We start from the raw sequence: 23,682 nt of genomic DNA, 5'->3' as shown, positions 1-23,682 counted from the left end.
TACTTAATAACATGCTTATGAATATTTAATCAAAGGACAACAAGGCTAAAACTTTCGTTGCAACAAAAAAGACTGCTAAAACGAATGCCTTTAATCTCTATGTGACAATCGTAGTGTCAACATAAACAATCGTTTTAAACAGTCAATTCTATTTATTATTTTTACGTCGATCATTACTTCTACTTATAAAAGCACAAATCATAAACATAATCGCTGCTAATAATAGTTTAATACCTTGGCTTTCATGATTAGTTGCTTGTAAATAATAACCAACAATAAATAAAATAATTGCAAGTATTAAAAATATTTTCGTTAGATGTTTCAACTTGTTTCACCTCAACATCAACATTATAACAAATATAAGTACTTTTAATAAGTTGTTGACTTTCATCATTTCAAGGGCTGATCACTTTAAACTAAAATAGAGCAACAAAACCATACATTCAAAATGATTTTTGATTGCGATATATTGTGTTCAATGATATTATTTAAGTGTATCCACAGAATTATACTACACAACCCCAAGTCTGGTACCAGCAGACTTGGGGTTTTTATATGTGTAGGATCATTTTTTATTTTTCCATTTCAGTTCTAACCAAAGTCGAAAAATAATCAGTAAGCCACCAGTAATAAGTGTCATCATCCCTTCTTGCCACCACATCATTACACTACACCTCCATTCGACTAAAGTATCATACTGAAGGATGACCTATACATATTCTAACACAAAATAAGAACATATGTTCGTATTTTAGGTAGTGATTTTACATATTATTCGTTAATTCACCAACAATACTTTATCTTTGGTATAATTGAAGATAATATATAGGCATACAATTTTTTTAAAGAGAGGTTAAGCAATAATGAATCCTTTAGCCCAAAGCTTAAATGAACAACTTCAACAGTCAAATGCAACTGCTTTCGCAATGTTATCTGACTTAGGTCAAAATATGTTTTATCCAAAAGGCATTTTATCTCAATCTGCTGAAGCAAAGAGCACAACATATAACGCAACTATAGGTATGGCAACAAATAAAGACGGAAAAATGTTCGCATCATCTTTAGATGCAATGTTTAATGATTTAACGCCAGATGAAATATTCCCTTATGCTCCACCACAAGGCATTGAAGAATTACGTGATTTATGGCAACAAAAAATGTTGCGTGACAATCCTGAGCTCTCAATCGACAATATGTCACGACCAATTGTTACGAATGCATTAACACATGGTTTATCTCTAGTTGGCGATTTATTTGTAAATCAAGATGACACTATCTTATTACCAGAGCATAATTGGGGTAATTACAAACTTGTTTTCAATACTAGAAATGGTGCAAACCTTCAAACATATCCTATCTTTGATAAAGACGGTCATTATACCACTGATTCACTTGTAGAAACTTTGCAAACATACAATAAAGATAAGGTCATTATGATTTTAAATTATCCTAATAATCCGACTGGTTACACACCGACACATGAAGAAGTGACTACAATCGTCAATGCAATTAAAACATTATCTGATAAAGGTACAAAAGTTATAGCTGTTGTAGATGACGCATACTATGGCTTATTCTACGAAGATGTATATACTCAGTCCTTGTTTACTGCCTTAACAAACTTAAATTCAAATGCAATATTACCTGTTCGTTTAGATGGCGCAACGAAAGAATTTTTCGCATGGGGTTTCCGTGTTGGATTTATGACATTCGGTACGTCTGATCAAACTACTAAAGAGGTTTTAGAAGCCAAAGTAAAAGGCCTTATAAGAAGCAACATTTCTAGTGGACCACTTCCAACACAAAGCGCTGTTAAGCATGTGCTGAAAAATAATAAACAATTCGATCAAGAAATAGAACAAAATATTCAAACATTAAAAGAACGCTATGAGGTCACTAAAGAGATTGTTTATGATGAGCAATACCATTCTCATTGGCAGGCATATGACTTTAACTCAGGATACTTTATGGCAATCAAAGTTCATGATGTTGACCCAGAAGAACTGCGTAAGCATTTAATTGAAAAATATTCAATTGGTGTTATTGCACTAAATGCAACAGATATTCGTATTGCGTTTAGCTGTGTAGAAAAAGAAGACATCCCACATGTTTTTGATTCAATTGCAAAGGCGATTGATGACTTAAGATAAACGGTTTCAACCAATACTCTGATGAATATTAATCGGATTATTGGTTTTTTATTTTTAAAATTAATCCTTCTATCAAAGCATCATCAGATATATTTTACTCAACAACTTGTCAAACACCGCAACTATTCATTACTCCTAGCAGAATTTAATTTATTTGAAGCAAGTTAATACAACTTTCAGCAAAATCATTCCATTTTAAACTTTCAAATATCACATTTCTATAAATGCAAAAGGCACCCCACGATTGTGAGATGCCTTATTATATAATTAAAGATTAGAATTTAAGTTCAATGTTTACTCTTTTAATGTCAGTTGCTTTAAATACTTTTGAATGTTGAGCATTAGATTTTAAATCAACATATTCTGATGAACCATCTTTAAAATATACTTTATATTTAGCGTGTTCCGATATATTCAAATCAAAACTTTTTATAAACTCTTCATTTGCTAATGCTGATTTTAGTTTAATACTTAAATCATTAAGTGTAATGTTATTACCATTCGAGAATACAAATGGCGATTTAATTGCTGATTTATGACCATCTATTGTTACAGGAAATTTCACTTTAGTCACTTTATTATGATCTTTATTTGATTCAACATGTTTTTTCACATTAATATCAATCTTTTTAATATCTTTGGTACTAAATAAATTTCGTGTAAAGATATTTGATTTAAGGTCAACTACTTGTTTCTTTCCATTTTTGAAATGTACCGTATACTTAGCTTTTTTCGCAAATTTTAATTCAATATCATTGATTCCTCTGTCATGTTTTAATACTGATTTAACTATTTTGTTTAAATCTTGATAACTAATAAGTTGTTTATTTGAAATTTTTAATTTTGATAAAATTGGTGCTGAAGTGCCATTTACTGCAATTGTGTACGGTACATAACTCTCTGCTTTTGTTTTTGATCCTGTTTTAACAGTAATTTCTATCTTTTTAATGTCTTTAACATAAAGCAGGTCCAATTGATTAATATTAGAGTTTAAGTTAATCTCTTGCTTCTTTCCATTTTTAAAATGTACTGTATAAGTTGCTTTCTTTGCGTATTTTAATTCACGATCAGCAATACCTCTATCGTGCTTCAATACTGATTTCACTTTTTTAGTGACATCAAGATAGCTTACACGATGATTTCCTGTGAATCTCAATTCCGATAAAATTGGTGTTGATGTGCCATTTACTGCAATTGTATATGGTACATAACTCTCTGTTTTAGCTTTAGGTCCAGTTTTAACATTAATATCAATTTTCTTAATGTTTTTAGAATTAATTAATTCCCCAATATAAAGATTTGAATTTAAATTCACTACTTTTTTTGAGCCGTTTTTAAAATATACTGTATAAGTCGCTTTATACGCATTTCTTAATTTATTTTCATTTATACCTCTGTCATGTTTTAATGTTTCTTTTATTCTTTGAGTTAAATCGTCATAGCTAAGCTTTGACTTATTCGAAAATTTAAAGTCTGTTAAAGCATAATTTATTATACCGTCCACACTTATTGTATAAGGAACATAGCTAACTTTTTCTTTAATAACATTTTTAGTTTTCACGTTTATATCGATATTCTTAATATCATAAATATTAATTAAATCTGCTGAAAAGGTATTTGATTTCAAGTCAATAACTCTCTTTGTACCATTTTTAAAGTGAACTGTGTACGTTGCTTTATGTACGTTTCTTAATTTATTTTCGTTTATACCTCTGTCATGTTTTAATGCCTCTTTAACTCTTTTCGTTAATTTTGAATATCCTATTTTTGGTTCTTTTTTAGAAAATGAAAAGCTTGATAATTTATATAAAGATGTTCCATCAACATCAATATTATAAAAAATGTTGTAATTATTATTTATATTAGAATGATGAGAAGAAGTGGGAACTTTATATGCTGTATTAGCATGACCTTGATTTAGATTGACTCCTGATGATGCTAAAATACCGATTGCTACTGTCGTTGTAATTAATGACTTAAATTTCATAAATTATCTCTCCTTTTTATGTAATTCGTGATTGTGACTTTATTATATACAGAACTCTTTATTTTTTTGAATTAACTGAATATTAATAATAAATTATCTTTAACAATAACTCTTTAATACAATTAAAACCTTAATTAAACTATATTAACTACTAAATTTGCTAAGGCTAATATAATGTTTGATTTTAGGTGAGGAAAATCTCAGAGGCATTTGTTTTCATACTTATTACTACCTTTATATTCATTATTTATATTTACAGATTTTATACATGAAAAAAACATTAACTTAAAATATAAAATCGATTTAATAATTATTTTAAATTTAGTTAATCAATTTCGCGACTATTTTATTGTAAGCTATATAAAAGGAGTGATAATGATGGTTAAAAAAACAAAATCCAATTCACTAAAAAAAGTTGCAACACTTGCATTAGCAAATTTATTATTAGTTGGTGCACTTACTGACAATAGTGCCAAAGCAGAAACCAAGAAAGATGATACTGATTTGAAGTTAGTTAGTCATAACGTTTATATGTTATCGACCGTATTATATCCGAACTGGGGGCAATATAAACGCGCTGATTTAATCGGACAATCTTCTTATATTAAAAATAATGATGTCGTAATATTCAATGAAGCATTTGATAATGGCGCATCAAACAAATTATTAAGTAATGTAAAAAAAGAATATCCTTATCAAACACCTGTACTCGGTCGTTCTAAATCGGGTTGGGACAAAACTGAAGGTAGCTACTCATCAACTGTTGCCGAAGATGGTGGCGTAGCGATTGTAAGTAAATATCCTATTAAAGAAAAAATCCAACATGTTTTCAAAAGTGGTTGTGGATATGATAATGATAGTAACAAAGGTTTTGTTTATACAAAAATAGAGAAAAATGGTAAGAACGTTCACGTTATCGGTACACATACACAATCTGAAGATTCACGTTGTGGTGCTGGACATGATCGAAAAATTAGAGCTGAACAAATGAAAGAAATTAGTGACTTTGTTAAAAATAAAAATATCCCTAAAGATGAACCTGTATATATAGGGGGCGATTTAAATGTTAATAAAGGTACGCCAGAATTCAAAGATATGCTTAAAAACTTGAATGTCAATGATGTTCTATATGCAGGTCATAATAGCACATGGGACCCACAATCAAATTCTATCGCGAAATATAACTATCCTAAAAGCAAACCTGAACATTTAGACTATATATTTACAGATAAAGATCATAAACAACCAAAACAATTAGTCAATGAAGTTGTTACTGAAAAAACTAAGCCATGGGATATATATGCGTTCCCATACTACTACGTTTACAATGATTTTTCAGATCATTACCCAATCAAAGCCTATAGTAAATAGTGCTCAACTAACTAACAACTCGCTTCGTTCTAAATATTCGAAGCGAGTTTTATTGTTAAAATTTGAATTAACTAGCATTTTGATAAAGTCATCTTAACAATTTTAATACTAGTTTTTACTCAACACTCAAACATAATTCATACACTGATCATCATAATAAATTTATCTATTCAAAATTAAATAAAAGTTACCTACTACATTCTATGTAGCAGGCAACTTTTTAATACTTATTTCTTTTCATTATCATTAAGTACTTTTATAAATTTCACATCATGCGTGTTCCAATCTACTTCGTATAATGCTGACAATTTTTCTTCTTTTTGATCTACATGATTTTCACCAGACCAATAACCCCAAAAACCATGTCGGTTCCAATTCATTTTATAATCATCCATCGACCTTTTATAATGAACAACAAATTTTGATTTGCTCTTATCTTTTTTATCATGTGACATAACAGCTAAAAACTCTGGGTTAAACCCTTCTGACACAGTTACAGGCATTTTATTCTTACGTGTAAAGTTATCTTTTGCCCATAATTTCCCAGTTCGTGTCAAAGAAAATATTTCATTTTTAGTTCTATTATCACTATCATTTGTTAATTGTCTCGTATGGTCATGGCCCATGTTATTTATCAAGTGCGCTTCTACTTTCCAACCTACACCTTTATTTGTAGTAGATTCATCTAAGAGTGTACGATAAGATGGTTGTTGATAACTAATCGTCTCTGAATAATTACTCTCTTTTGTAATATTTCCAGTTAAGCCACCACGATTAATTGAAAAATCTCCACCTGTTTTATAACCATACGTATATTTAACATCTCGTGATTCATCTTGATTTTTAGGGGCAAAATCCGTCACTTCAGTATTTTTATTATCATCAACATTTTGAATTGAAACTGAATAAGAACCTGGCCATCTCAATGTACTACTCCAGTAACCATTGGGCTCTAAAATTTTCAACCCACTTCCAATTGTTCCTTTTGCTTTAATAAATACTGTTTCTTTATCATAATTTGGCTCAGTTAAAAAATTAAGTTGTAAACTTTGAGAGATTTTTTTCTCAGTGTCACTAGTTGTAGCTGTACGCGTATACATTTTAGTATCGCCATCAAGGTTTTTCTCAGAAACTTGTTTAATTTCGCTTTGGATTTTTGCATGAGATGATGCTGGGAATACAGTTAAAGCTGTTGATATCGCTAAACTACAGATTGTGATATTTTTACATAGTTGTTTAATCATTTGTAATCCGTCCCTTCAATATTATCCTTCTTTATATGGTTTATTTTGATCAGAGTATTTATCAACGACTTTAACTGTTTTATTTTTCCAATCTACTTCATAAGTCACTATAAACCTTTGACCATCTTTATTTTGTTCCAAAATAGGCTTCTCATAATGAATGCCTGGTCTATTTTTTAGGATATCTTGATTGCGTGTGTATGTTACTTCGAATTGCGTTTTTTCATTTGATTTTTCATTAGAAATATAAGTTAAGAATTCAGGGTTGAATCCGCTTCTTACAAGTGCTGGATATCTGTATTTTGATGCAAAACTTAATTCAGGGTTTTCTAGCGTAGATGTTCTAGTATTTCTATAGAATAAGAATTCATCATTTCTATTTTTAATCTCTCCGCCATATTTCAAATCATTAGCAACTACTGACCAATGTACATGTCTATTATTATTTTTACCGCTTGCAATCGTATCGTAATTTTGTTGGTTATAACTGATTGATTTAGAATAACTATTTGATGATGTTCGTCCAATTCCTTTAGTTGAATCGAATTTACCACCTACACTATATGAAAATGTGTTATCTACTTTCGCAGTTGAAATCTTATTTTTCGGTAATTGATCTAATATTTCGGTTTTAGGATTTCTTTTTACTTGAAAATCTACATGATACTCACTTGGATATTTTAACCATGATGAATTTTTTTCTTCTTTATGCGATTCAAACTTTAAATTTGAATGAATTGATCCTTGTTTTTTAACTAGTAAAACATGTTTGTCATATGTCGGGTCATCGATAAAATCGAATTGTAAATTTTGTAATATGTTCGTTTTCTCATCATATTCTGACACAGTACGTTTTGTGACTTTACCATTTTTACCAACATCATCAGGGGTTGCTTTTTTATCTTTTTGTTGAGCGTTATCAACCTGTTCTTTCTTAGGTTGTTCTTTCGAATCTTTATTTGTTGAATTCGCTTCTGTATTTGCTGCTGATAACAATAAAAGTGCACATGATAAGGAGGACGCTATTAAAATACGTTTTTTATTTTTCATTGTTATAACCTTCTTTCGTATGATTAATAATTGTTGATATGTATCGACATGTGAATGGTATCACAAAAACAGAGAATATATATTTAACTATTTATTAAATGATTTTGTTAATATTATTAAATACTTTATCCTCTTTAAAAATAATGTGTGTACTAAGTGATTAATTTAGAAAATCTTTTGCTTTAGTAATTAATAATCGACTATTTAAAATTTATATACATTTATTATCTAAATATTTTCTATACATCTAATTAATACAATTCATTATAAAAAAATAAACATTCCCGATACCAGTGTAAATAAGAACATTGATACTTTACAGTTATTTTCATAGAACAAAACCATATAACAGACTACTTTCTGCATTTAAAATAATGTTTAAGAACAAAAATTATGTTTATATAAATATATATACTACTTTGTAAAGGTGTGAGCTTAATGACAACTTTTAGAGAAAAGGAAAAAGTTCAGTTACTAGCAGATATTGTTGATCTACAAACTGAAAATAATAATGAAATAGACGTTTGTAATTATTTAAAAGATTTATTCGACAAGTACAATATTAAATCTGAAATTTTGAAAGTTAATGAACACCGTGCCAATATCGTTGCAGAAATCGGTAATGGCTCACCTGTACTAGCATTGAGTGGTCATATGGATGTTGTTGATGCAGGAAATCAAGATAGTTGGACATATCCCCCTTTTCAACTAACAGAAAAAGATGGCAAATTATATGGTCGAGGTACAACAGATATGAAAGGAGGTCTGATGGCTTTGGTCATATCTTTAATCGAATTAAAAGAACAAAATGAATTGCCTCAAGGAACCATTCGATTACTAGCTACTGCAGGCGAAGAGAAAGAGCAAGAAGGTGCCAAATTATTAGCGGATAAAGGCTATTTAGACGATGTAGATGGCTTAATTATTGCTGAACCTACTGGACCTGGAATTTATTATGCACATAAAGGATCTATGTCATGTAAAGTCACTGCAACTGGTAAAACTGTCCATAGTTCAGTTCCTTTTATTGGTGACAATGCAATTGATACACTGCTTGAATTTTATAATCAATTTAAGGTCAAGTATTCGGAGCTAAAAAATAACGATTCTAATCATGAGCTTGATGTTTCTCCAATGTTTAAATCTATGATTGGAAAAGGCTTTTCTGAAGAGGATGCAAATTATGCTTCTGGCCTTACTGCAGTGTGCTCAATTATAAACGGAGGCAAGCAATTTAATTCTGTTCCAGATGAAGCTTCCCTTGAGTTTAATGTTAGACCGGTTCCTGAATACGATAATGACTATATTGAAAAATTCTTCCAAAATATCATTTATGATGTGGACAGCAATAAGCTTAAACTCGAAATTCCAAGCAATCATCGACCTGTCACTAGTGATAAAAATAGTAAACTAATTGCAGCAATTAAAGATGTGGCTTCTAGTTATGTAGAAAAAGATGATATCTTTGTTTCAGCGCTAGTGGGTGCTACCGATGCCTCTAGTTTTTTAGGTGATAACAAAAATAATGTGGACTTGGCCATTTTTGGACCAGGTAACCCTTTAATGGCACATCAAATCGATGAATATATTGAAAAAGATATGTATCTGAAATATATTGATATTTGTAAAGAAGTAGCAATTAAATACTTAAAAGAAAAATAAGGGATTTGCTGCCAGCCATACTTTTCATTTGCTGGCAGTTTTTCGCGAATTTTAAGTTTCGAGCTGGGAAATTCAAATAGCAATAAATATTGTTTGAATGTAAAGATTACACTATGAAATAGCACATTTTCATTACCTAAACGATGAAAACAAAAATTATGGTGATGATTTGTCGCACATAACTCGACTAATGATCATAAAAAAAGACAGCTTCTAATAGTTATATAAAACTAGTAAAAACCGTCTCGTAAAATAAATCATATTTATACTTATGTTTTAGTTTGGAACTTTATATTCCATAATTACTATTTTATTGTTTAACCTTTTTTTCAAATAAGGTATATATCTACAATACCCAAAGAACCCCCATCTTTTCTTATAGTAGTCAAAGTAATTATATTCATTTATAACTTTTATTTTACTTGGCAAAACTTTATGCAATTCTTTTAAATCGTTGTATCCATATTTAAAAACAGGTTGTGAGAATAATTTTGATACAGATTTATGTCTTTTTGTATTATTCGCAATTGTTTTTGAGCAAAATTCAATCGCAAAGGTTAAATTATGATCTCCAAACTTTTTAATAATAATATGTAATAATTTAGTCATTACACTCTCATCAAAATACATCAATACACCTTCAAAGATAAACAATATATTTGACTTACTATTTAAAAAATTATAATTTTTAACATCTTCAATCCAACTGTAATCCAGCATTGATTTAGATATCATCTTATAACTATCTGTTTCTTTAAAAAATGTTTTTCGTATTTCTATTGATTCAGGTACATCTATATCTATCCACGATATTTTTTCTTTATTAAATCTTTGAAACCTTGTATCTAAGCCACAACCTATATTGACCACGATCAAATCTTTATTATCCTTGATAAGCCTCTTAGTAACACAATCTATTAACACAGAACGTATACTAATTCCAATTTGAGACATGTCATCACATGTAACATTTTTGTACATATCATCTAAACCATCAAATATTTTTTTAGATAGTGCGTCTTTAATTATTGGTTTTTCGTTTTCGTACTCTTTTGCTCGAGCTATCAAAGGAATTATCATTGATTCTGGAATTCCATCCAGTTGTTTCATTTAATCACTCCTTAAAAATATTATTATTAATACATAAGAAATTTTTATAACTTATTTCTGGTGAGATTTATTTAAAATTTCTTTTTTTAATTTACTTCTCAAATGTTCTAATGTAATAGGATCTGTGAACCAATAATCTTCTGCTTTATATGAAATTACATGTCCTTTTTTTACAGCTTCAATATTCTGCCATGTATGTGTTTTTTCAAAATCAAATTTTCCGTACGAAGGTTTACTTAAAAATATATAATCACCAGCATATTTACTAATATTTTCTTTTGAAATGGAAGCATAACCTTTTTTATCTTCTTGTAATTTAGCTTTATATTGCTTTGTCATTGGCATACCGAATGCATCATGAACAATATCCAAACCACGACCCCATGTAGAGTTATATATGTATATTTGCTTTTCATCTGGTTCAAACACAGATGCTGTTGCTTGACCAACTTTACTTTGAATTTCTTTTTTATCTTTTCTAGTTTTATCTTCCCACTCTTCAATCCATTTTTTGGCTTTATCCTCATTATTAGTCAACTTGCCTATTTCTTTTAATATTTCTTTATGATTGTATTTATTGTATGTATATGGGACTGTTGGCGCTATTTTTTGATATTTTTTAATATTTTTATCCATAGCATCTACAACTATTAAATCTGGTTTTGCTTTAGCAACTTTTTCAACATCATTTTCTCCAATATAATCAACCCCTTTTAAATAAGGTTTTAAAATTGAAGAATCTTTAGTTATATCTGAAACAGCAATTGGTTTGATTCCTAACTTTATAAAATCACCGACATAAAATCCGGTTAAAACAGCAACTCTTTTAGGTTTCTCTGGTACTTTCAGTGTTTTACCATTTTCAATTTTATAGTCTATAGTCTTTGTCGAGTTACTTGTTTTATCGACAGATGCTGAACACGCAGTCAAAATAAATAAACTGCATAATAAAATTCCAATTAATCTTTTCATAATATCATCCTTTTATTTATAATTGATATTCATTCTCAATTATAAAATATTAAAAGAATTAGTCAATGCTTATTATTAATACACATCTGTAACATTTCTCTTTTCATTTATGATATTATCTAATTATTAATTTATAATATAAAGGAGTATGCAATTAAAATGAACAAAGTCCACAAACCTTTATATTTTTATTTAATGCTATTCTTCTCTACAACTATCATAGGTGCACTTTTATTATATTTACCTTTCACTGGTAAAAAGCCAATATCTTTTTTGGATGCTCTTTTTATAGCTTCAAGTGCATTCACAGTGACTGGCTTGTCTCCAGTCGATATAGGGTCACAGTTTAATATACTTGGTGAAATAGTAATACTGTTATTAATTCAAATAGGTGGCCTAGGTATCGTAACCGTAACCTTATTAACACTAGTATTTTTAAATAGAAAAATATCAATGAAAAATAGATTCTTGATTATGGTTACATGGAATATTGACGAACCTGGTGGTGTTATCAAGCTAATTAAACACTTGGCTATTTATAGTTTAGTCACTGAATTAATTGGTATGTTTTGTTTGTGTTTATCTTTTATACCAAAATTTGGTATTGGTAAAGGTTTATTTTTAAGTTTATTCACATCAGTGTCAGCTTTTAATAATGCTGGATTTGCTCTTTTTAAGAATAACTTAATAGATTTTTCAAATGATCCAATTGTGATTATCACAATCTCAATACTCATAATATTGGGAGGTATTGGACATTTTGTCGTAATAGACTTTATTAATTGTAAAAAACTGAGTCGTTTATCTTTGCACTCTAAATTAGTCTTAACTACAACTAGTATCCTAATAATTATAGGAGCTATTTCATTCTTTTTATTAGAACAGTTTAATACTATGCAACATATGGGATTAATTGAAAAAATCGGAACTTCTTTTTTCCAATCAGTAACAACACGAACAGCCGGTTTTAACAGTATTGATATAGCAAACATTAACAAATCTACCGCCTTGATGTTAATGCTACTTATGTTTATTGGTGGTGCCCCTCTTAGTGCAGCTGGAGGGATAAAAATAACTACTTTTGCAGTGGCGTTTATATTTGTTCTAAATTATATACGTAAAGAAAATAATGTTTCAGTATTCAATAAAGAAATATCTGACAAACATATAAAACTATCTATTGTTACCATTAATATCTCATTTCTATTTATCAGTATCATTACTTTTATATTATCGATAATTAATCCGAACATATCATTAATCAAGTTATTATTCGAAGTGGTTTCTGCATTTGGAACAGTCGGGTTAAGTATGAACCTTACCACAGAATATCATGGTATTACTAAAATAATTATTATATTCGTTATGCTTTGCGGTAAAGTAGGACTATTAACTTTATTAAGAACATTTATACCACCAAAAAGTCCTAAAAATTACCGCTACACTAAAAGACAAATTTATCTATAAAATAACTATCCATCTTTAACAAGAAATGAACTAGTGTTTTAATCTATTACATTTAAAAAACTACCTAAACAGGTAGTTTTTTGTTCGTCTTCATTAATTTTAGGACGATTATACTTCTTATATCTTTAATAAAATAAAACCCACAAGTACACCTTTAAAAAGATCTGCTCAAAACTAAACTACACCTAGTTAACCGCTTGTGATTAAGAAATTTTAAATGTGGTTTCTTTTAATTATGTCAACCACCCATAAGGATTTTAATCAAGTACTCATTCATTCCTGCACTCGCAATATGCATTACTTATAGAAGTTGATGTACTCTCATATTAAGGGCAATACAATAACTCCCGCACCACTATGATTTAAATACCATTATGAATCTCAATGACAATTCAGCACACAATAAAGACGACTCCCTTAAGTTTAGTCACTAAATGGAAGACGTCTCGTAATTAAAATATATTTACGTGCATTCTAATTTGTACTTAGAATGAATCATACTCGTGCATAATGTGATTTTCTAGTTAGTCAAAACTATAAACAGTTTTACATCATTCCTGGCATGCCACCCATGTTAGGTTGGTCATTATTTTTTTCTGGGATTGATGCTACAACCGCTTCAGTAGTTAAGAACATTGCTGCAACACTAGCTGCATGTTGTAATGCTGAGCGTGTTACTTTCGTTGGGTCAACGATACCTGCTTCTAACATATTTACCCATTCATTTGTAGCGGCGTTAAATCCAACTCCCGGCTCTGCATTTTTCAAACGTTCTACAATAACAGATCCCTCTAATCCTGCATTTTCAGCAATTTGACGTACAGGCGCTGTTAATGCTTTAAGTACAATGTTCACACCAGTTTCAATATCACCTTCTGCTTCAATTTCACTTACTTTTTGGTATACATTAACTAATGCTGTACCGCCACCTGCAACAATACCTTCTTCAACCGCTGCACGTGTTGAGTTTAATGCATCTTCAATGCGTAATTTACGTTCTTTAAGTTCTGTTTCACTTGCTGCCCCTACTTTAATAACTGCAACACCACCTGCTAATTTAGCTAAGCGCTCTTGTAATTTTTCACGATCAAAGTCAGACTCAGTTTCTTCAATTTGAGATTTCAATTGGCTTACACGTGCGTCAATGCTGTTTTCATCGCCATCACCATCTACAACAGTTGTATTGTCTTTAGTAACTTCTACTTTACTTGCAGTACCTAACATATCAATCGTTGCATCTTTAAGGTCTAATCCTAAGTCATCAGTAATTACCTGTGCACCAGTTAAAATAGCCAAATCTTCTAACATTGCTTTACGGCGATCACCAAATCCTGGTGCTTTAACAGCAACAGCTGTAAATGTACCACGCATGCGGTTTAACACGATATTTGTTAACGCATCTCCTTCAACTTCATCTGCAACAATTAAGATAGGACGATTTGATTGAACTACTTGTTCTAATAAAGGTAAGATATCTTGGAATGATGAGATTTTTTTATCTGTCACTAAAATGTACGGGCGTTCTAATTCAGCAACCATTTTATCTGAATCAGTAACCATATACGGTGATTGATAACCTCGGTCAAACTGCATACCTTCAACAACTTCAAGTTCAGTATTCAAGCCATTTGACTCTTCAATTGTAATGACACCATCATTACCTACTTTTTCCATTGCTTCTGAGATATAACGTCCAATTTCTTCATCTGCTGCAGAAATTGCACCTACTTGCGCTATTTCATTTTTATTTTCAACTTTTTGAGAATTTTCATGTAATGCTTCTACAGCAACTTTCACTGCTTTATCAATACCCTGACGTAAACCTACTGGATTAGCACCGCTTGTGACATTTTTCAATCCTTCTTGAATCATTGCTTGAGCTAATACTGTCGCAGTTGTAGTACCGTCACCTGCAATTTCGTTTGTTTTATTTGCTACTTCTTGAACTAATTTCGCACCCATATTTTCATATGGATCTTCTAATTCGATTTCTTTAGCAATCGTCACACCATCGTTCGTAATTAAAGGTGCTGTAAATTCTTTATCTAATACAACATTACGCCCTTTAGGACCAATTGTTACTTTAACAGCATTTGCAAGTTGGTCAACACCACGTAACATTGCTTGACGCGCATCTTCAGAGAATTTCAATTGTTTAACCATAAATGATAAACCTCCATTTGTTTAATTGTGTTTCATTTTCGTTCTTTTTTAATTTATTTATGAATTAAGTTCTGTATTATTCAATAACTGCTAAAATATCTTCTTCATTTAATACCAGATATGTTTCATTATCTCGTTTAACTTCTGTACCAGCATATTGTTGGAACACGACACGGTCCCCTTCTTTCACTTCAGGAGTCACTCTTGTACCATCATTTAATAGACGTCCAGTTCCTACTGCAACGATAACGCCTTCGTTTGATTTTTCTTTAGCACTATCAGTTAAAACAATACCACTTTTAGTTGTTTGTTCTTGTTCTTTTTTCTCAATAATCACACGATTTCCAATTGGTTTTAGCATGATTGTTCCTCCTTAAAAAACCTAAAGTTTAGCACTTAACATTAAAGAGTGCTAACATACATTTATAATAATCAAATTTGGTCAAAATTTCAAGTCATAACCTTTTAATTAAGTTTTGTAACTTCAAGTTATTTACGATAAAATAAATTATAAACAAATAATTGGAGGAAAATTATGACAAGACTATGGGCATCATTGCTAACTGTTATTATATATTTATTGTCGCAATTTTTACCGGCAGTCATTGTAAACACACCACAATTTGCACAATATAGTGGCTTGGAACAACAAAAAGCTGGCGTCTATATTCAACTCGTTCTATTTTTAATTGCGGCTACTACGATTATTTTAATTAATTTTAAAATCAAAGATCCTACAAAATTAGAATCAGAAATAAAGGAGCCGAACAAATATATTATTCCATGGGCATTACTTGGATTTGCACTTGTCATGGTTTATCAAATGATTGTGAGCATTGTATTAACGCAAATTTACGGCGGACAACAAGTAAGCCCTAATACAGAAAAACTAATTATTATTGCTCGAAAAATACCTATATTTATCTTCTTTGTATCTATTATTGGCCCTTTATTAGAAGAATATGTATTCAGAAAAGTAATCTTTGGAGAATTATTTAATGCAATTAAAGGTAATCGTATCGTAGCATTTATTATTGCTACAACTGTAAGTTCATTAATATTTGCATTAGCACATAATGATTTCAAATTTATTCCAGTTTACTTTGGTATGGGTGTCATTTTTTCATTAGCATATGTATGGACAAAACGGCTTGCCGTTCCAATTATTATCCATATGTTACAAAACGGATTTGTAGTCATATCCCAATTACTAATTCCAGATACAATGAAAAAGACAGCAGAACACGCAAGTTTTATTTATCATATTTTTATGCCATAACTTAACAAAACGAATCACTGACGGATTAAAGTCGTTGTGATTCGTTTTTGTTTTGCTTTTTATTTCGCTTTACGAATAAGAATAGCATGATTGAAAATACCACAATCATAGAACATACAATTGCTATCCAACTTTTACTATACACTGTAGTAGCACTTTTCTTACTTTCTTCTTGTTTTTTTACAACTGTAAAATCATCTTTTTCATGTGGCTTAAATGCACGATGTTTCGTGTCTGTCTTCTCTTCTGGTTTCTTCAAATCTGGCATTGACCCAATTTCACCAGTAATTAAAGCCAATACTTGTTCATCCAAATTACGATAGTATCTTTCTGATTTCAACGGATTGAAATATTGAAATCTAAAGTAATTAGATTGCTGTTGTAATCCATTTAAATATGCATTTCCACTAAAGTTTTGTTTACGAATAATATTATAAATGTCTTCATCAGTTACTTCCCCATAATCTTTACCCAACTTATTAATTTGATTTAAAATATACGGATTATATTTATAAGCCCCATTCGCCAATGCTAAAAATCGTTGTGATACAAAATCATTATTATTAGGATTTTGTGAGTCTCCTTGATTTCCATTTGGTTGCCATTGACCTTGATTTGATCCATTTGAAGCATTCGGATTCCATGTTCCTCCATTTTTCGAGCCATCAGAATGATTAGAATCTCCAGGTTGATTGGGATTAGGATTTGGCTTGTTAGGGTCCGGGTCTGGTTTCGGATCTGGCTTTGGCTTTGGTTTATCTGGGTCTGGTTTTTGATCTGGGTTTGGTTTCGGTTTATCCGGGTCTGGTTTTTGATCTGGGTTTGGTTTCGGTTTATCCGGGTCTGGTTTTGGGTCCGGATTTGGCTTCGGTTTATCTGGGTCTGGTTTTGGGTCCGGGTTTGGTTTCGAGTTATCTGGGTCTGGTTTCGAATCCGAGTTTGGTTTCGAGTTATCTGGATTCACTTGGTTTGAATCAGAATTGGCATCTCGATTATTCGAGCCTGTTCCTCCATTATCAGAAGGACTTGGTTGATGAGGTGCCCCAGTCCCATTATTACTTTCATTTAGTTCATTGGATGCAGATGTTGATGTTGAATCATTACTCAAATTCGCAGTAGACGTTTCTTCATTTAAGTTAGTTTTCGCTTCAACTGTATGCGTCACAATACCGACTCCTGAGCTACTTAAAACAAATATACTTGTTGAAAGTAACATTTTCTTAACCCAATGACATGTCATTTCACGAGACACCTCCCTTTTTCATGTAAGTATTAATCTAAGTATAATAAATATGCGTTGAAAATGCATTTATATTTGAAATTTGAAAATGAATATTAATATTCTTGAAACTTTCGTAAATATTACTTTACAAGTTTAGGTATAAATTTTATACTTATTTTGTTAAATATTCTTTACACAAAAGGAGCAATTATCATGGGTTTATTTAAAAAAGATAAAACAGCAATGACTTTTAATGATGCAATGGAAGAAAGACGTTCAATATATAATTTAAAAGAATCTATTTCAATTAGTGATGACGAATTAGAAGCAATTATTGCACATGCAGTTAAGCATGTTCCTTCATCATTTAATTCTCAATCAACAAGAATCGTATTACTTTTAAATGACAACAATAATAAATTTTGGGATAACACAAAAGCTATTTTAAAAGAAGTTATGGGTGAAGATCGAGATTTCAACCCTACTGAACAAAAAATAAATAATTTTAAACATTCATATGGCACTATTTTATTTTATGAAGATCAAGATGTTGTGAGTGGCTTACAAGAGCAAATGCCAAATTACTATGATAACTTTGCTATTTGGTCTACACAAACCAATGCAATGCACCAATACGCTATTTGGACTGCGTTAGCAACTAAAGGTATTGGCGCTTCTTTACAACACTATAATCCACTAGTTGATGAAATGGCAGCAAATGAATTTGATATTCCTAAAAACTGGAAGCTCTATGCACAAATGCCATTCGGTGATGTTCGCGAAGATGCCGGCGAGAAATCATTTCATTCTATCGAAGATCGTTTCATAATTAAGAAATAATATGTATATCTGCTGACAAATTAATTTTTTGTCAGCTTTTTTTGCGTTTCAATGAATCTTTTAGTAAGTTATAAGTAGGATTTATCAAGGATGTGACGTTATGAAAGTTCAAATTTATCAAGCACCAATCATTTTAGGAGATAGTCATAAAAATGAGATACAAATAACTCAATGGTTTGAGGAACATGTAAATAATGACATAGAGGTCGTTGTCTTACCTGAAATGTGGAACAATGGTTATGATTTAGAACACTTAAATGACAAAGCAGATAAAAATTTAGATAGAAGTTTTTCGTTTATTAAACAATTAGCTGAAAAATATGGTGTTGATATCATAGCAGGTTCTGTTTCTAATATTAAAAATAATAAAATATATAATACCGCTTTTAGTGTAAATCGCAATGGCCAGCTAATTAATGAATATGACAAAATTCATTTGGTACCTATGTTAAGAGAACATGAATTTTTAACAGCTGGTGAAAACGCTGCAGAATTATTCCATTTATCTAATGGTACTTTAGTGACTCAGCTTATATGTTATGACTTGCGCTTTCCAGAATTATTAAGATATCCAGCTCGTTGTGGTGCAAAAATTGCATTTTATGTTGCTCAATGGCCATTTTCTAGACTTAAACATTGGCAATCCTTATTAAAGGCACGTGCCATCGAAAATAATATGTTTGTCGTTGGAACTAATAGCACAGGATTTGATGGCAATACCGAGTATGCTGGTCATTCAATGGTTATTAATCCAAACGGAGATATAATTGCGGAATTAACAACTGATTCAGATGTTTTAACTGTAGATTTAAATTTAAACGAAGTAGATCAACAACGAGAAAACATTCCAGTGTTTGAAAGTATTAAATTAAATTTATACAAGTGAGATGCATTGATTTAAAATTAAATTCTAAAAATACTTAGGCTGAGCAGAAAAAATTCTTAAGCTCTACAGTTTTATATTCGCAGTAATTGACTGAATGAAAACACACTTTTTGCAAGTTTCTTTCAATTCTAGTCAACCTTGTCGGCAGGACCCAACATAGAGAATTTCAAAAATAAATTCTCTAGACTACGATAAAGAAATACTTTTTCTTTAGAAATTAGTATTTCTTATGCATGCGTTTTACTCATGTATCCCTATTTTTAAGTATACATGAGCTGTGGATAATGTGTAAGAACCACTAAATATTAAATCATTAATGGTTCTTTACCATTTCTGTTCCACAGCCATTTTTTGACCTTCTATAGCGAATAGTTTCATAATTGTATTATGGCTCTATGTCAAATTGAACTTATCAGCCTAATTTGACATAGAGCTAATAATTGTTGAATTGATGACATGCTTCTATTTTGTCAAAATAAAAAGGCCGCGAGCTTGGGAGGGGCTCACGACCATATACTTATTATTAAGGGAATGTTTTACAGTTATTTTTTCAATCTATTTTTGGGGATGTTATTAATTATGAAAAAAATTATATTTATCAAATAATGATAAATCGATGTTGTTTACGATAGCTTACATGCTAGAAATAATTATCTGTAATGATAATTAAGAAAAATACATAGCACTGAGTCCAAGGAAACTAACTCTATTAGCAAATGTTACTCACTTGCTAAATTTACATGGTTATTAAGTTGGGATGGCTTAATAACTCATACTTTTAGTACTATACGAAGATAACAAATTTACAATGAAAGTAATTAATTATTCGTCTTATTTTTTAGTGAATTTGTTCACAGTGTCGATAATCCATTTTACTAAGTCACCGATTGTTGAAATGATATCTTGTGCCATTGAAATCACTCCTTCCTTAATTAAGATAAAAATTCTTAAAATTAAACAACTCATCAACTATTTTCCATCACATCTCTGTGATCTATTTATATTAAAACATGCAAAAAGCATTTGTTTTTCATTTTTTCTTAACTAGTCATTTTTTATTCTTAACTGTAAATTTTTTTATGTTAAAATATTAAATACAAATTACATTTAACAGTTAAGTATTTATTTTCGACAGTTAGGCAATATAATGATAAAAGATTGTACTAAATCGTATAATACGAGTGAGGAGAGTGGTGTAAAATTGAATTATTTTGATAATAAAATTGACCAGTTTGCCACGTATCTTCAAAAGAGAAATAACTTAGATCATATTCAATTTTTGCAAGTAAGATTAGGGATGCAGGTCTTAGCTGTAAATATAGGTAAATTGATTGTTATGTATACTCTTGCTTATATTTTAAACATTTTTCTATTTACATTAATTACGAATTTAACATTTTATTTAATAAGACGTCATGCACATGGTGCACATGCGCCTTCTTCTTTTTGGTGTTATGTAGAGAGCATTATATTATTTGTACTTTTACCTTTAGTACTAGCAAATTTTCAAATCAATTCATTAATTATGACTATTATGACAGTTATAGCAATAGGTTTGATAATTAGATATGCTCCTGCAGCAACTAAAAAGAAGCCTATTCCTGTGCGACTTATTAAGCGGAAAAGAAATTATGCAATTATTGTTAGTCTAATCTTTTTCATTATCACACTTATCATAAAAGAACCATTTGCTCAATTCATTCAATTAGGCATCATAATAGAAGCTATTACATTATTACCTATTTTCTTTGTTAGGAGGACTTAAAATGAATACATTATTAAACATCTTTTTTGATTTTATAACTGGCATTTTAAAAAACATTGGTAACGTTGCTTCTTATAGTACATGTTATTTCATAATGGACGAAGTTGAAATACCTAAAGAATTAACTCAATTACACGAATAATATAAACAGAAAGTGTGATAGTAAGTGGAATCATTAAATAGTTATAATTTTGTTTTATTCGTATTAACTCAAATAATACTAATGTTTACAGTACCATCAATTATTAGTGGTATCAAATACAGTAAATCTGACTATTTGTATATCACAGGTATTACGGCATTATCGTTAATTCTATTTAATTTTATCGATAGCGTAACCTTAATAATACTAACTATATTCATAATTATATTATATTTCAGCAAAATCAAATGGTATTCTATTTTGCTGATAATGACCTCGCAGATTATTTTATACTGTGCAAATTACATGTATATAGTTATATTCACATATATTGTCAAAATCGTTGACAGTATATTAGTAATATTTCCCATCTTCTTCGTAGTTTATGTTACAATCAGCTTGCTATTTTCTTATATAATAAATAGAGTTCTCAAAAAAATTAGCTCATCATATCTAATACTAAACAAAGGTTTTTTAATAGTTATTTCAACCATTCTACTGCTTACTTTTTCATTGTTTTTCTTTTATTCACAAATAAACTCGGATGAAGCTAAAGTAATAAGGCAGTATTCTTTTATTTTTATTGGAATCACTATATTTTTAAGTATATTAACATTTGTTATTTCACAATTTCTCCTTAAAGAGATGAAATACAAACGAAACCAAGAAGAAATTGAGACCTATTACGAATACACATTAAAGATTGAAGCAATTAATAATGAAATGCGCAAGTTCCGTCATGATTATGTCAATATACTAACAACGCTTTCTGAATATATTCGCGAAGATGACATGCCTGGTTTGCGTGACTATTTCAATAAAAATATTGTACCGATGAAAGATAATTTACAAATGAACGCTATTAAGTTAAATGGTATTGAGAATCTTAAAGTACGTGAAATTAAAGGCTTAATCACTGCCAAAATTTTACGTGCACAAGAAATGAATATTCCTATTAGTATTGAAATTCCTGATGAAGTAACGCGCATTAATTTGAATATGATCGATTTAAGTCGCAGTATTGGCATAATTCTTGATAATGCTATTGAGGCATCAACTGAAATTGATGACCCTATTATTAGAGTCGCATTTTTTGAAAGCGAAAATTCGGTAACGTTTATTGTTATGAATAAATGTGCTGATGATATACCACGCATTCATGAATTGTTCCAAGAAAGTTTTTCTACTAAAGGTGAAGGTCGTGGTTTAGGTCTATCAACTTTAAAAGAAATTGCTGATAATGCGGATAATGTCTTGTTAGATACGATTATCGAAAATGGTTTCTTTATTCAAAAAGTTGAAATTATTAACAACTAGCCATAAGGATGTGAAAGAATGAAAATTTTCATTTGCGAAGACGATCCAAAACAAAGAGAAAACATGGTTACCATTATTAAAAATTATATAATGATAGAAGAAAAGCCTATGGAAATTGCCCTCGCAACTGATGATCCTTATGAGGTGCTTGAGCAATCTAAAAATATGAATGACATAGGTTGTTACTTTTTAGATATTCAACTTTCAACAGACATTAATGGTATTAAGTTAGGTAGTGAAATACGTAAGCATGACCCTGTTGGTAATATTATATTTGTTACTAGTCATAGTGAACTTACTTATTTAACATTTGTCTACAAAGTTGCAGCAATGGATTTTATTTTTAAAGATGATCCTGCTGAATTGAGAACTCGAATTATAGATTGTCTAGAAACTGCACATACACGCTTACAATTATTATCAAAAGATAATAGCGTTGAAACGATTGAGTTAAAACGTGGCAGTAATTCAGTGTATGTTCAATACGATGATATTATGTTTTTCGAATCATCAACCAAATCGCATAGACTCATCGCCCATTTAGATAATCGTCAAATTGAATTTTATGGTAATTTAAAAGAATTGAGTCAATTAGATGATCGTTTTTTCAGATGTCATAATAGTTTTGTTGTCAATCGTCATAATATCGAATCCATTGATTCGAAAGAACGAATTGTCTATTTTAAAAATAAAGAACATTGTTATGCATCGGTAAGAAACGTTAAAAAAATATAATATGATAACTAAGTCAGTTAACGGCGTAATCCTTTTGTGTACCCTGTTTAATATTAACAGTGTAACTTTTCAACGCTTTGTATAGCTGGCTTTTTTATATCTATTTTCACTCATCATTTTTACCATTCATTTCACCACTTCAAATTATAAACACTTTCTTATTACACATAATTTATCAATTTCTTAATATCTGCACAATGCTTTACCTTGCGTTTTAACAAAACATTCTAAATTCGATATCAACTTCTACTTTAATTCAATATTATATTCCTTATTTTTAAAATTAAGCATAAAAAAACAGTGTGAAACTATCTATTCCC

22 protein-coding genes are annotated in these 23,682 nt (G+C 30.1%); 11 read left to right on the top strand and 11 right to left on the bottom strand.

What is annotated here, in order from left to right; all coding sequences use genetic code 11:
- Nucleotides 1–148: 148 nt before the first annotated feature.
- Nucleotides 149–325: an SE1626 family protein gene (locus CD116_RS04585; RefSeq protein ID WP_047531509.1), complete on the bottom strand. Its 177-nt coding sequence runs from the start codon at nt 323–325 to the stop codon at nt 149–151.
- A 240-nt stretch (nt 326–565) separates the two neighbouring features.
- On the bottom strand, nt 566–664 hold the full coding sequence (locus CD116_RS04580; RefSeq protein ID WP_000990056.1) for a Trp-rich small protein: 99 nt from the start codon (nt 662–664) through the stop codon (nt 566–568).
- Between the two features lie 199 nt (nt 665–863).
- Here CD116_RS04580 and CD116_RS04575 point away from each other — a divergent pair, with 199 nt between their 5' ends.
- Nucleotides 864–2,150, top strand: a complete 1,287-nt coding sequence (locus tag CD116_RS04575) for an aminotransferase class I/II-fold pyridoxal phosphate-dependent enzyme (RefSeq protein WP_047550515.1) — start codon at nt 864–866, stop codon at nt 2,148–2,150.
- A 274-nt stretch (nt 2,151–2,424) separates the two neighbouring features.
- Here CD116_RS04575 and CD116_RS04570 read toward each other — a convergent pair whose 3' ends face one another.
- The gene (locus CD116_RS04570) at nt 2,425–4,137 is read right to left on the bottom strand and encodes an MAP domain-containing protein (protein ID WP_078101754.1); all 1,713 of its coding nucleotides are present in this window, start codon (nt 4,135–4,137) and stop codon (nt 2,425–2,427) included.
- A gap of 378 nt (nt 4,138–4,515) precedes the next feature.
- Between CD116_RS04570 and sph the strand changes: the two genes are divergently transcribed.
- Nucleotides 4,516–5,508 carry a sphingomyelin phosphodiesterase gene (sph, locus tag CD116_RS04565; protein ID WP_078101755.1) on the top strand — a complete coding sequence of 331 codons (993 nt, stop codon included), beginning with the start codon at nt 4,516–4,518 and terminating at the stop codon, nt 5,506–5,508.
- 227 nt (nt 5,509–5,735) lie between these two features.
- Here the strand turns inward: sph and CD116_RS04560 are convergent, their stop codons facing one another.
- Nucleotides 5,736–6,752, bottom strand: a complete 1,017-nt coding sequence (locus tag CD116_RS04560) for a leukocidin/hemolysin toxin family protein (RefSeq protein ID WP_047550519.1) — start codon at nt 6,750–6,752, stop codon at nt 5,736–5,738.
- Between the two features lie 21 nt (nt 6,753–6,773).
- Nucleotides 6,774–7,802 carry a leukocidin family pore-forming toxin gene (locus CD116_RS04555; RefSeq protein WP_047531503.1) on the bottom strand — a complete coding sequence of 343 codons (1,029 nt, stop codon included), beginning with the start codon at nt 7,800–7,802 and terminating at the stop codon, nt 6,774–6,776.
- Nucleotides 7,803–8,240: 438 nt separating this feature from the next.
- Between CD116_RS04555 and CD116_RS04550 the strand changes: the two genes are divergently transcribed.
- On the top strand, nt 8,241–9,464 hold the full coding sequence (locus CD116_RS04550; RefSeq protein ID WP_047550521.1) for an ArgE/DapE family deacylase: 1,224 nt from the start codon (nt 8,241–8,243) through the stop codon (nt 9,462–9,464).
- A gap of 276 nt (nt 9,465–9,740) precedes the next feature.
- Here CD116_RS04550 and CD116_RS04545 read toward each other — a convergent pair whose 3' ends face one another.
- Both CD116_RS04545 and CD116_RS04540 read right to left on the bottom strand, forming a co-directional pair.
- Nucleotides 9,741–10,574, bottom strand: a complete 834-nt coding sequence (locus CD116_RS04545) for a class I SAM-dependent methyltransferase (protein ID WP_047550524.1) — start codon at nt 10,572–10,574, stop codon at nt 9,741–9,743.
- A gap of 51 nt (nt 10,575–10,625) precedes the next feature.
- The gene (locus tag CD116_RS04540; protein ID WP_047550527.1) at nt 10,626–11,546 is read right to left on the bottom strand and encodes an iron-hydroxamate ABC transporter substrate-binding protein; all 921 of its coding nucleotides are present in this window, start codon (nt 11,544–11,546) and stop codon (nt 10,626–10,628) included.
- A 159-nt stretch (nt 11,547–11,705) separates the two neighbouring features.
- Between CD116_RS04540 and CD116_RS04535 the strand changes: the two genes are divergently transcribed.
- Nucleotides 11,706–13,013 carry a TrkH family potassium uptake protein gene (locus CD116_RS04535; RefSeq protein ID WP_047550530.1) on the top strand — a complete coding sequence of 436 codons (1,308 nt, stop codon included), beginning with the start codon at nt 11,706–11,708 and terminating at the stop codon, nt 13,011–13,013.
- Between the two features lie 546 nt (nt 13,014–13,559).
- On the opposite strand, the gene groL is transcribed toward CD116_RS04535, so the two are convergent.
- Nucleotides 13,560–15,176, bottom strand: coding sequence for a chaperonin GroEL (gene groL / locus CD116_RS04530; protein ID WP_000240650.1), 1,617 nt, complete (start codon nt 15,174–15,176; stop codon nt 13,560–13,562).
- A 76-nt stretch (nt 15,177–15,252) separates the two neighbouring features.
- Nucleotides 15,253–15,537, bottom strand: a complete 285-nt coding sequence (groES, locus tag CD116_RS04525; RefSeq protein ID WP_000917289.1) for a co-chaperone GroES — start codon at nt 15,535–15,537, stop codon at nt 15,253–15,255.
- Between the two features lie 174 nt (nt 15,538–15,711).
- Here groES and mroQ point away from each other — a divergent pair, with 174 nt between their 5' ends.
- Nucleotides 15,712–16,455, top strand: a complete 744-nt coding sequence (mroQ, locus tag CD116_RS04520) for a CPBP family intramembrane glutamic endopeptidase MroQ (RefSeq protein WP_047550534.1) — start codon at nt 15,712–15,714, stop codon at nt 16,453–16,455.
- 25 nt (nt 16,456–16,480) lie between these two features.
- On the opposite strand, the gene CD116_RS04515 is transcribed toward mroQ, so the two are convergent.
- Nucleotides 16,481–17,695, bottom strand: a complete 1,215-nt coding sequence (locus tag CD116_RS04515) for an SdrH family protein (protein ID WP_047554390.1) — start codon at nt 17,693–17,695, stop codon at nt 16,481–16,483.
- A gap of 195 nt (nt 17,696–17,890) precedes the next feature.
- On the opposite strand from CD116_RS04515, the gene CD116_RS04510 reads away from it, so the two are divergent.
- Both CD116_RS04510 and CD116_RS04505 read left to right on the top strand, forming a co-directional pair.
- Nucleotides 17,891–18,517, top strand: coding sequence for a nitroreductase family protein (locus CD116_RS04510; RefSeq protein WP_047550540.1), 627 nt, complete (start codon nt 17,891–17,893; stop codon nt 18,515–18,517).
- A 100-nt stretch (nt 18,518–18,617) separates the two neighbouring features.
- The gene (locus CD116_RS04505) at nt 18,618–19,403 is read left to right on the top strand and encodes a carbon-nitrogen family hydrolase (protein WP_047550543.1); all 786 of its coding nucleotides are present in this window, start codon (nt 18,618–18,620) and stop codon (nt 19,401–19,403) included.
- Nucleotides 19,404–20,234: 831 nt separating this feature from the next.
- Here the strand turns inward: CD116_RS04505 and hld are convergent.
- Entirely contained in the window at nt 20,235–20,315 is an 81-nt protein-coding gene (gene hld, locus CD116_RS14110; protein WP_000046022.1) for a delta-hemolysin, read from the bottom strand.
- A 289-nt stretch (nt 20,316–20,604) separates the two neighbouring features.
- Between hld and CD116_RS04495 the strand changes: the two genes are divergently transcribed.
- The 4 genes from CD116_RS04495 to agrA are packed head-to-tail and all read left to right on the top strand — an operon-like array spanning nt 20,605 to nt 23,362.
- Nucleotides 20,605–21,168, top strand: coding sequence for an accessory gene regulator AgrB (locus CD116_RS04495; protein WP_047550546.1), 564 nt, complete (start codon nt 20,605–20,607; stop codon nt 21,166–21,168).
- A 1-nt stretch (nt 21,169) separates the two neighbouring features.
- Nucleotides 21,170–21,310: a cyclic lactone autoinducer peptide AIP-IV precursor gene (gene agrD, locus CD116_RS04490; protein WP_047427315.1), complete on the top strand. Its 141-nt coding sequence runs from the start codon at nt 21,170–21,172 to the stop codon at nt 21,308–21,310.
- Nucleotides 21,311–21,334: 24 nt separating this feature from the next.
- Nucleotides 21,335–22,627, top strand: coding sequence for a quorum-sensing sensor histidine kinase AgrC (gene agrC, locus CD116_RS04485; RefSeq protein ID WP_047427312.1), 1,293 nt, complete (start codon nt 21,335–21,337; stop codon nt 22,625–22,627).
- A gap of 18 nt (nt 22,628–22,645) precedes the next feature.
- A complete protein-coding gene (agrA, locus tag CD116_RS04480) occupies nt 22,646–23,362 on the top strand; it encodes a quorum-sensing response regulator AgrA (protein ID WP_047450206.1) in 717 nt (238 codons plus the stop codon).
- The last annotated feature ends 320 nt before the right edge of the window (nt 23,363–23,682 follow it).

The sequence above is a fragment of the Staphylococcus schweitzeri genome (assembly GCF_002902405.1).
Classification (GTDB): Bacteria; Bacillota; Bacilli; order Staphylococcales; family Staphylococcaceae; genus Staphylococcus; species Staphylococcus schweitzeri.
Note: the sequence above shows the minus strand (reverse complement) of the source record. Positions and strands in the feature narration are given on the sequence as shown.

What these genes read in the sequence shown, in the direction of transcription:
- CD116_RS04580 (WP_000990056.1), bottom strand. Translation starts at nt 664, where the DNA reads ATGATGTGGTGGCAAGAAGGGATGATGACACTTATTACTGGTGGCTTA.
- CD116_RS04575 (WP_047550515.1), top strand. Translation starts at nt 864, where the DNA reads ATGAATCCTTTAGCCCAAAGCTTAAATGAACAACTTCAACAGTCAAAT.
- CD116_RS04570 (WP_078101754.1), bottom strand. Translation starts at nt 4,137, where the DNA reads ATGAAATTTAAGTCATTAATTACAACGACAGTAGCAATCGGTATTTTA.
- sph (WP_078101755.1), top strand. Translation starts at nt 4,516, where the DNA reads ATGGTTAAAAAAACAAAATCCAATTCACTAAAAAAAGTTGCAACACTT.
- CD116_RS04560 (WP_047550519.1), bottom strand. Translation starts at nt 6,752, where the DNA reads ATGATTAAACAACTATGTAAAAATATCACAATCTGTAGTTTAGCGATA.
- CD116_RS04555 (WP_047531503.1), bottom strand. Translation starts at nt 7,802, where the DNA reads ATGAAAAATAAAAAACGTATTTTAATAGCGTCCTCCTTATCATGTGCA.
- CD116_RS04550 (WP_047550521.1), top strand. Translation starts at nt 8,241, where the DNA reads ATGACAACTTTTAGAGAAAAGGAAAAAGTTCAGTTACTAGCAGATATT.
- CD116_RS04545 (WP_047550524.1), bottom strand. Translation starts at nt 10,574, where the DNA reads ATGAAACAACTGGATGGAATTCCAGAATCAATGATAATTCCTTTGATA.
- CD116_RS04540 (WP_047550527.1), bottom strand. Translation starts at nt 11,546, where the DNA reads ATGAAAAGATTAATTGGAATTTTATTATGCAGTTTATTTATTTTGACT.
- CD116_RS04535 (WP_047550530.1), top strand. Translation starts at nt 11,706, where the DNA reads ATGAACAAAGTCCACAAACCTTTATATTTTTATTTAATGCTATTCTTC.
- groL (WP_000240650.1), bottom strand. Translation starts at nt 15,176, where the DNA reads ATGGTTAAACAATTGAAATTCTCTGAAGATGCGCGTCAAGCAATGTTA.
- groES (WP_000917289.1), bottom strand. Translation starts at nt 15,537, where the DNA reads ATGCTAAAACCAATTGGAAATCGTGTGATTATTGAGAAAAAAGAACAA.
- mroQ (WP_047550534.1), top strand. Translation starts at nt 15,712, where the DNA reads ATGACAAGACTATGGGCATCATTGCTAACTGTTATTATATATTTATTG.
- CD116_RS04515 (WP_047554390.1), bottom strand. Translation starts at nt 17,695, where the DNA reads ATGACATGTCATTGGGTTAAGAAAATGTTACTTTCAACAAGTATATTT.
- CD116_RS04510 (WP_047550540.1), top strand. Translation starts at nt 17,891, where the DNA reads ATGGGTTTATTTAAAAAAGATAAAACAGCAATGACTTTTAATGATGCA.
- CD116_RS04505 (WP_047550543.1), top strand. Translation starts at nt 18,618, where the DNA reads ATGAAAGTTCAAATTTATCAAGCACCAATCATTTTAGGAGATAGTCAT.
- hld (WP_000046022.1), bottom strand. Translation starts at nt 20,315, where the DNA reads ATGGCACAAGATATCATTTCAACAATCGGTGACTTAGTAAAATGGATT.
- agrD (WP_047427315.1), top strand. Translation starts at nt 21,170, where the DNA reads ATGAATACATTATTAAACATCTTTTTTGATTTTATAACTGGCATTTTA.
- agrA (WP_047450206.1), top strand. Translation starts at nt 22,646, where the DNA reads ATGAAAATTTTCATTTGCGAAGACGATCCAAAACAAAGAGAAAACATG.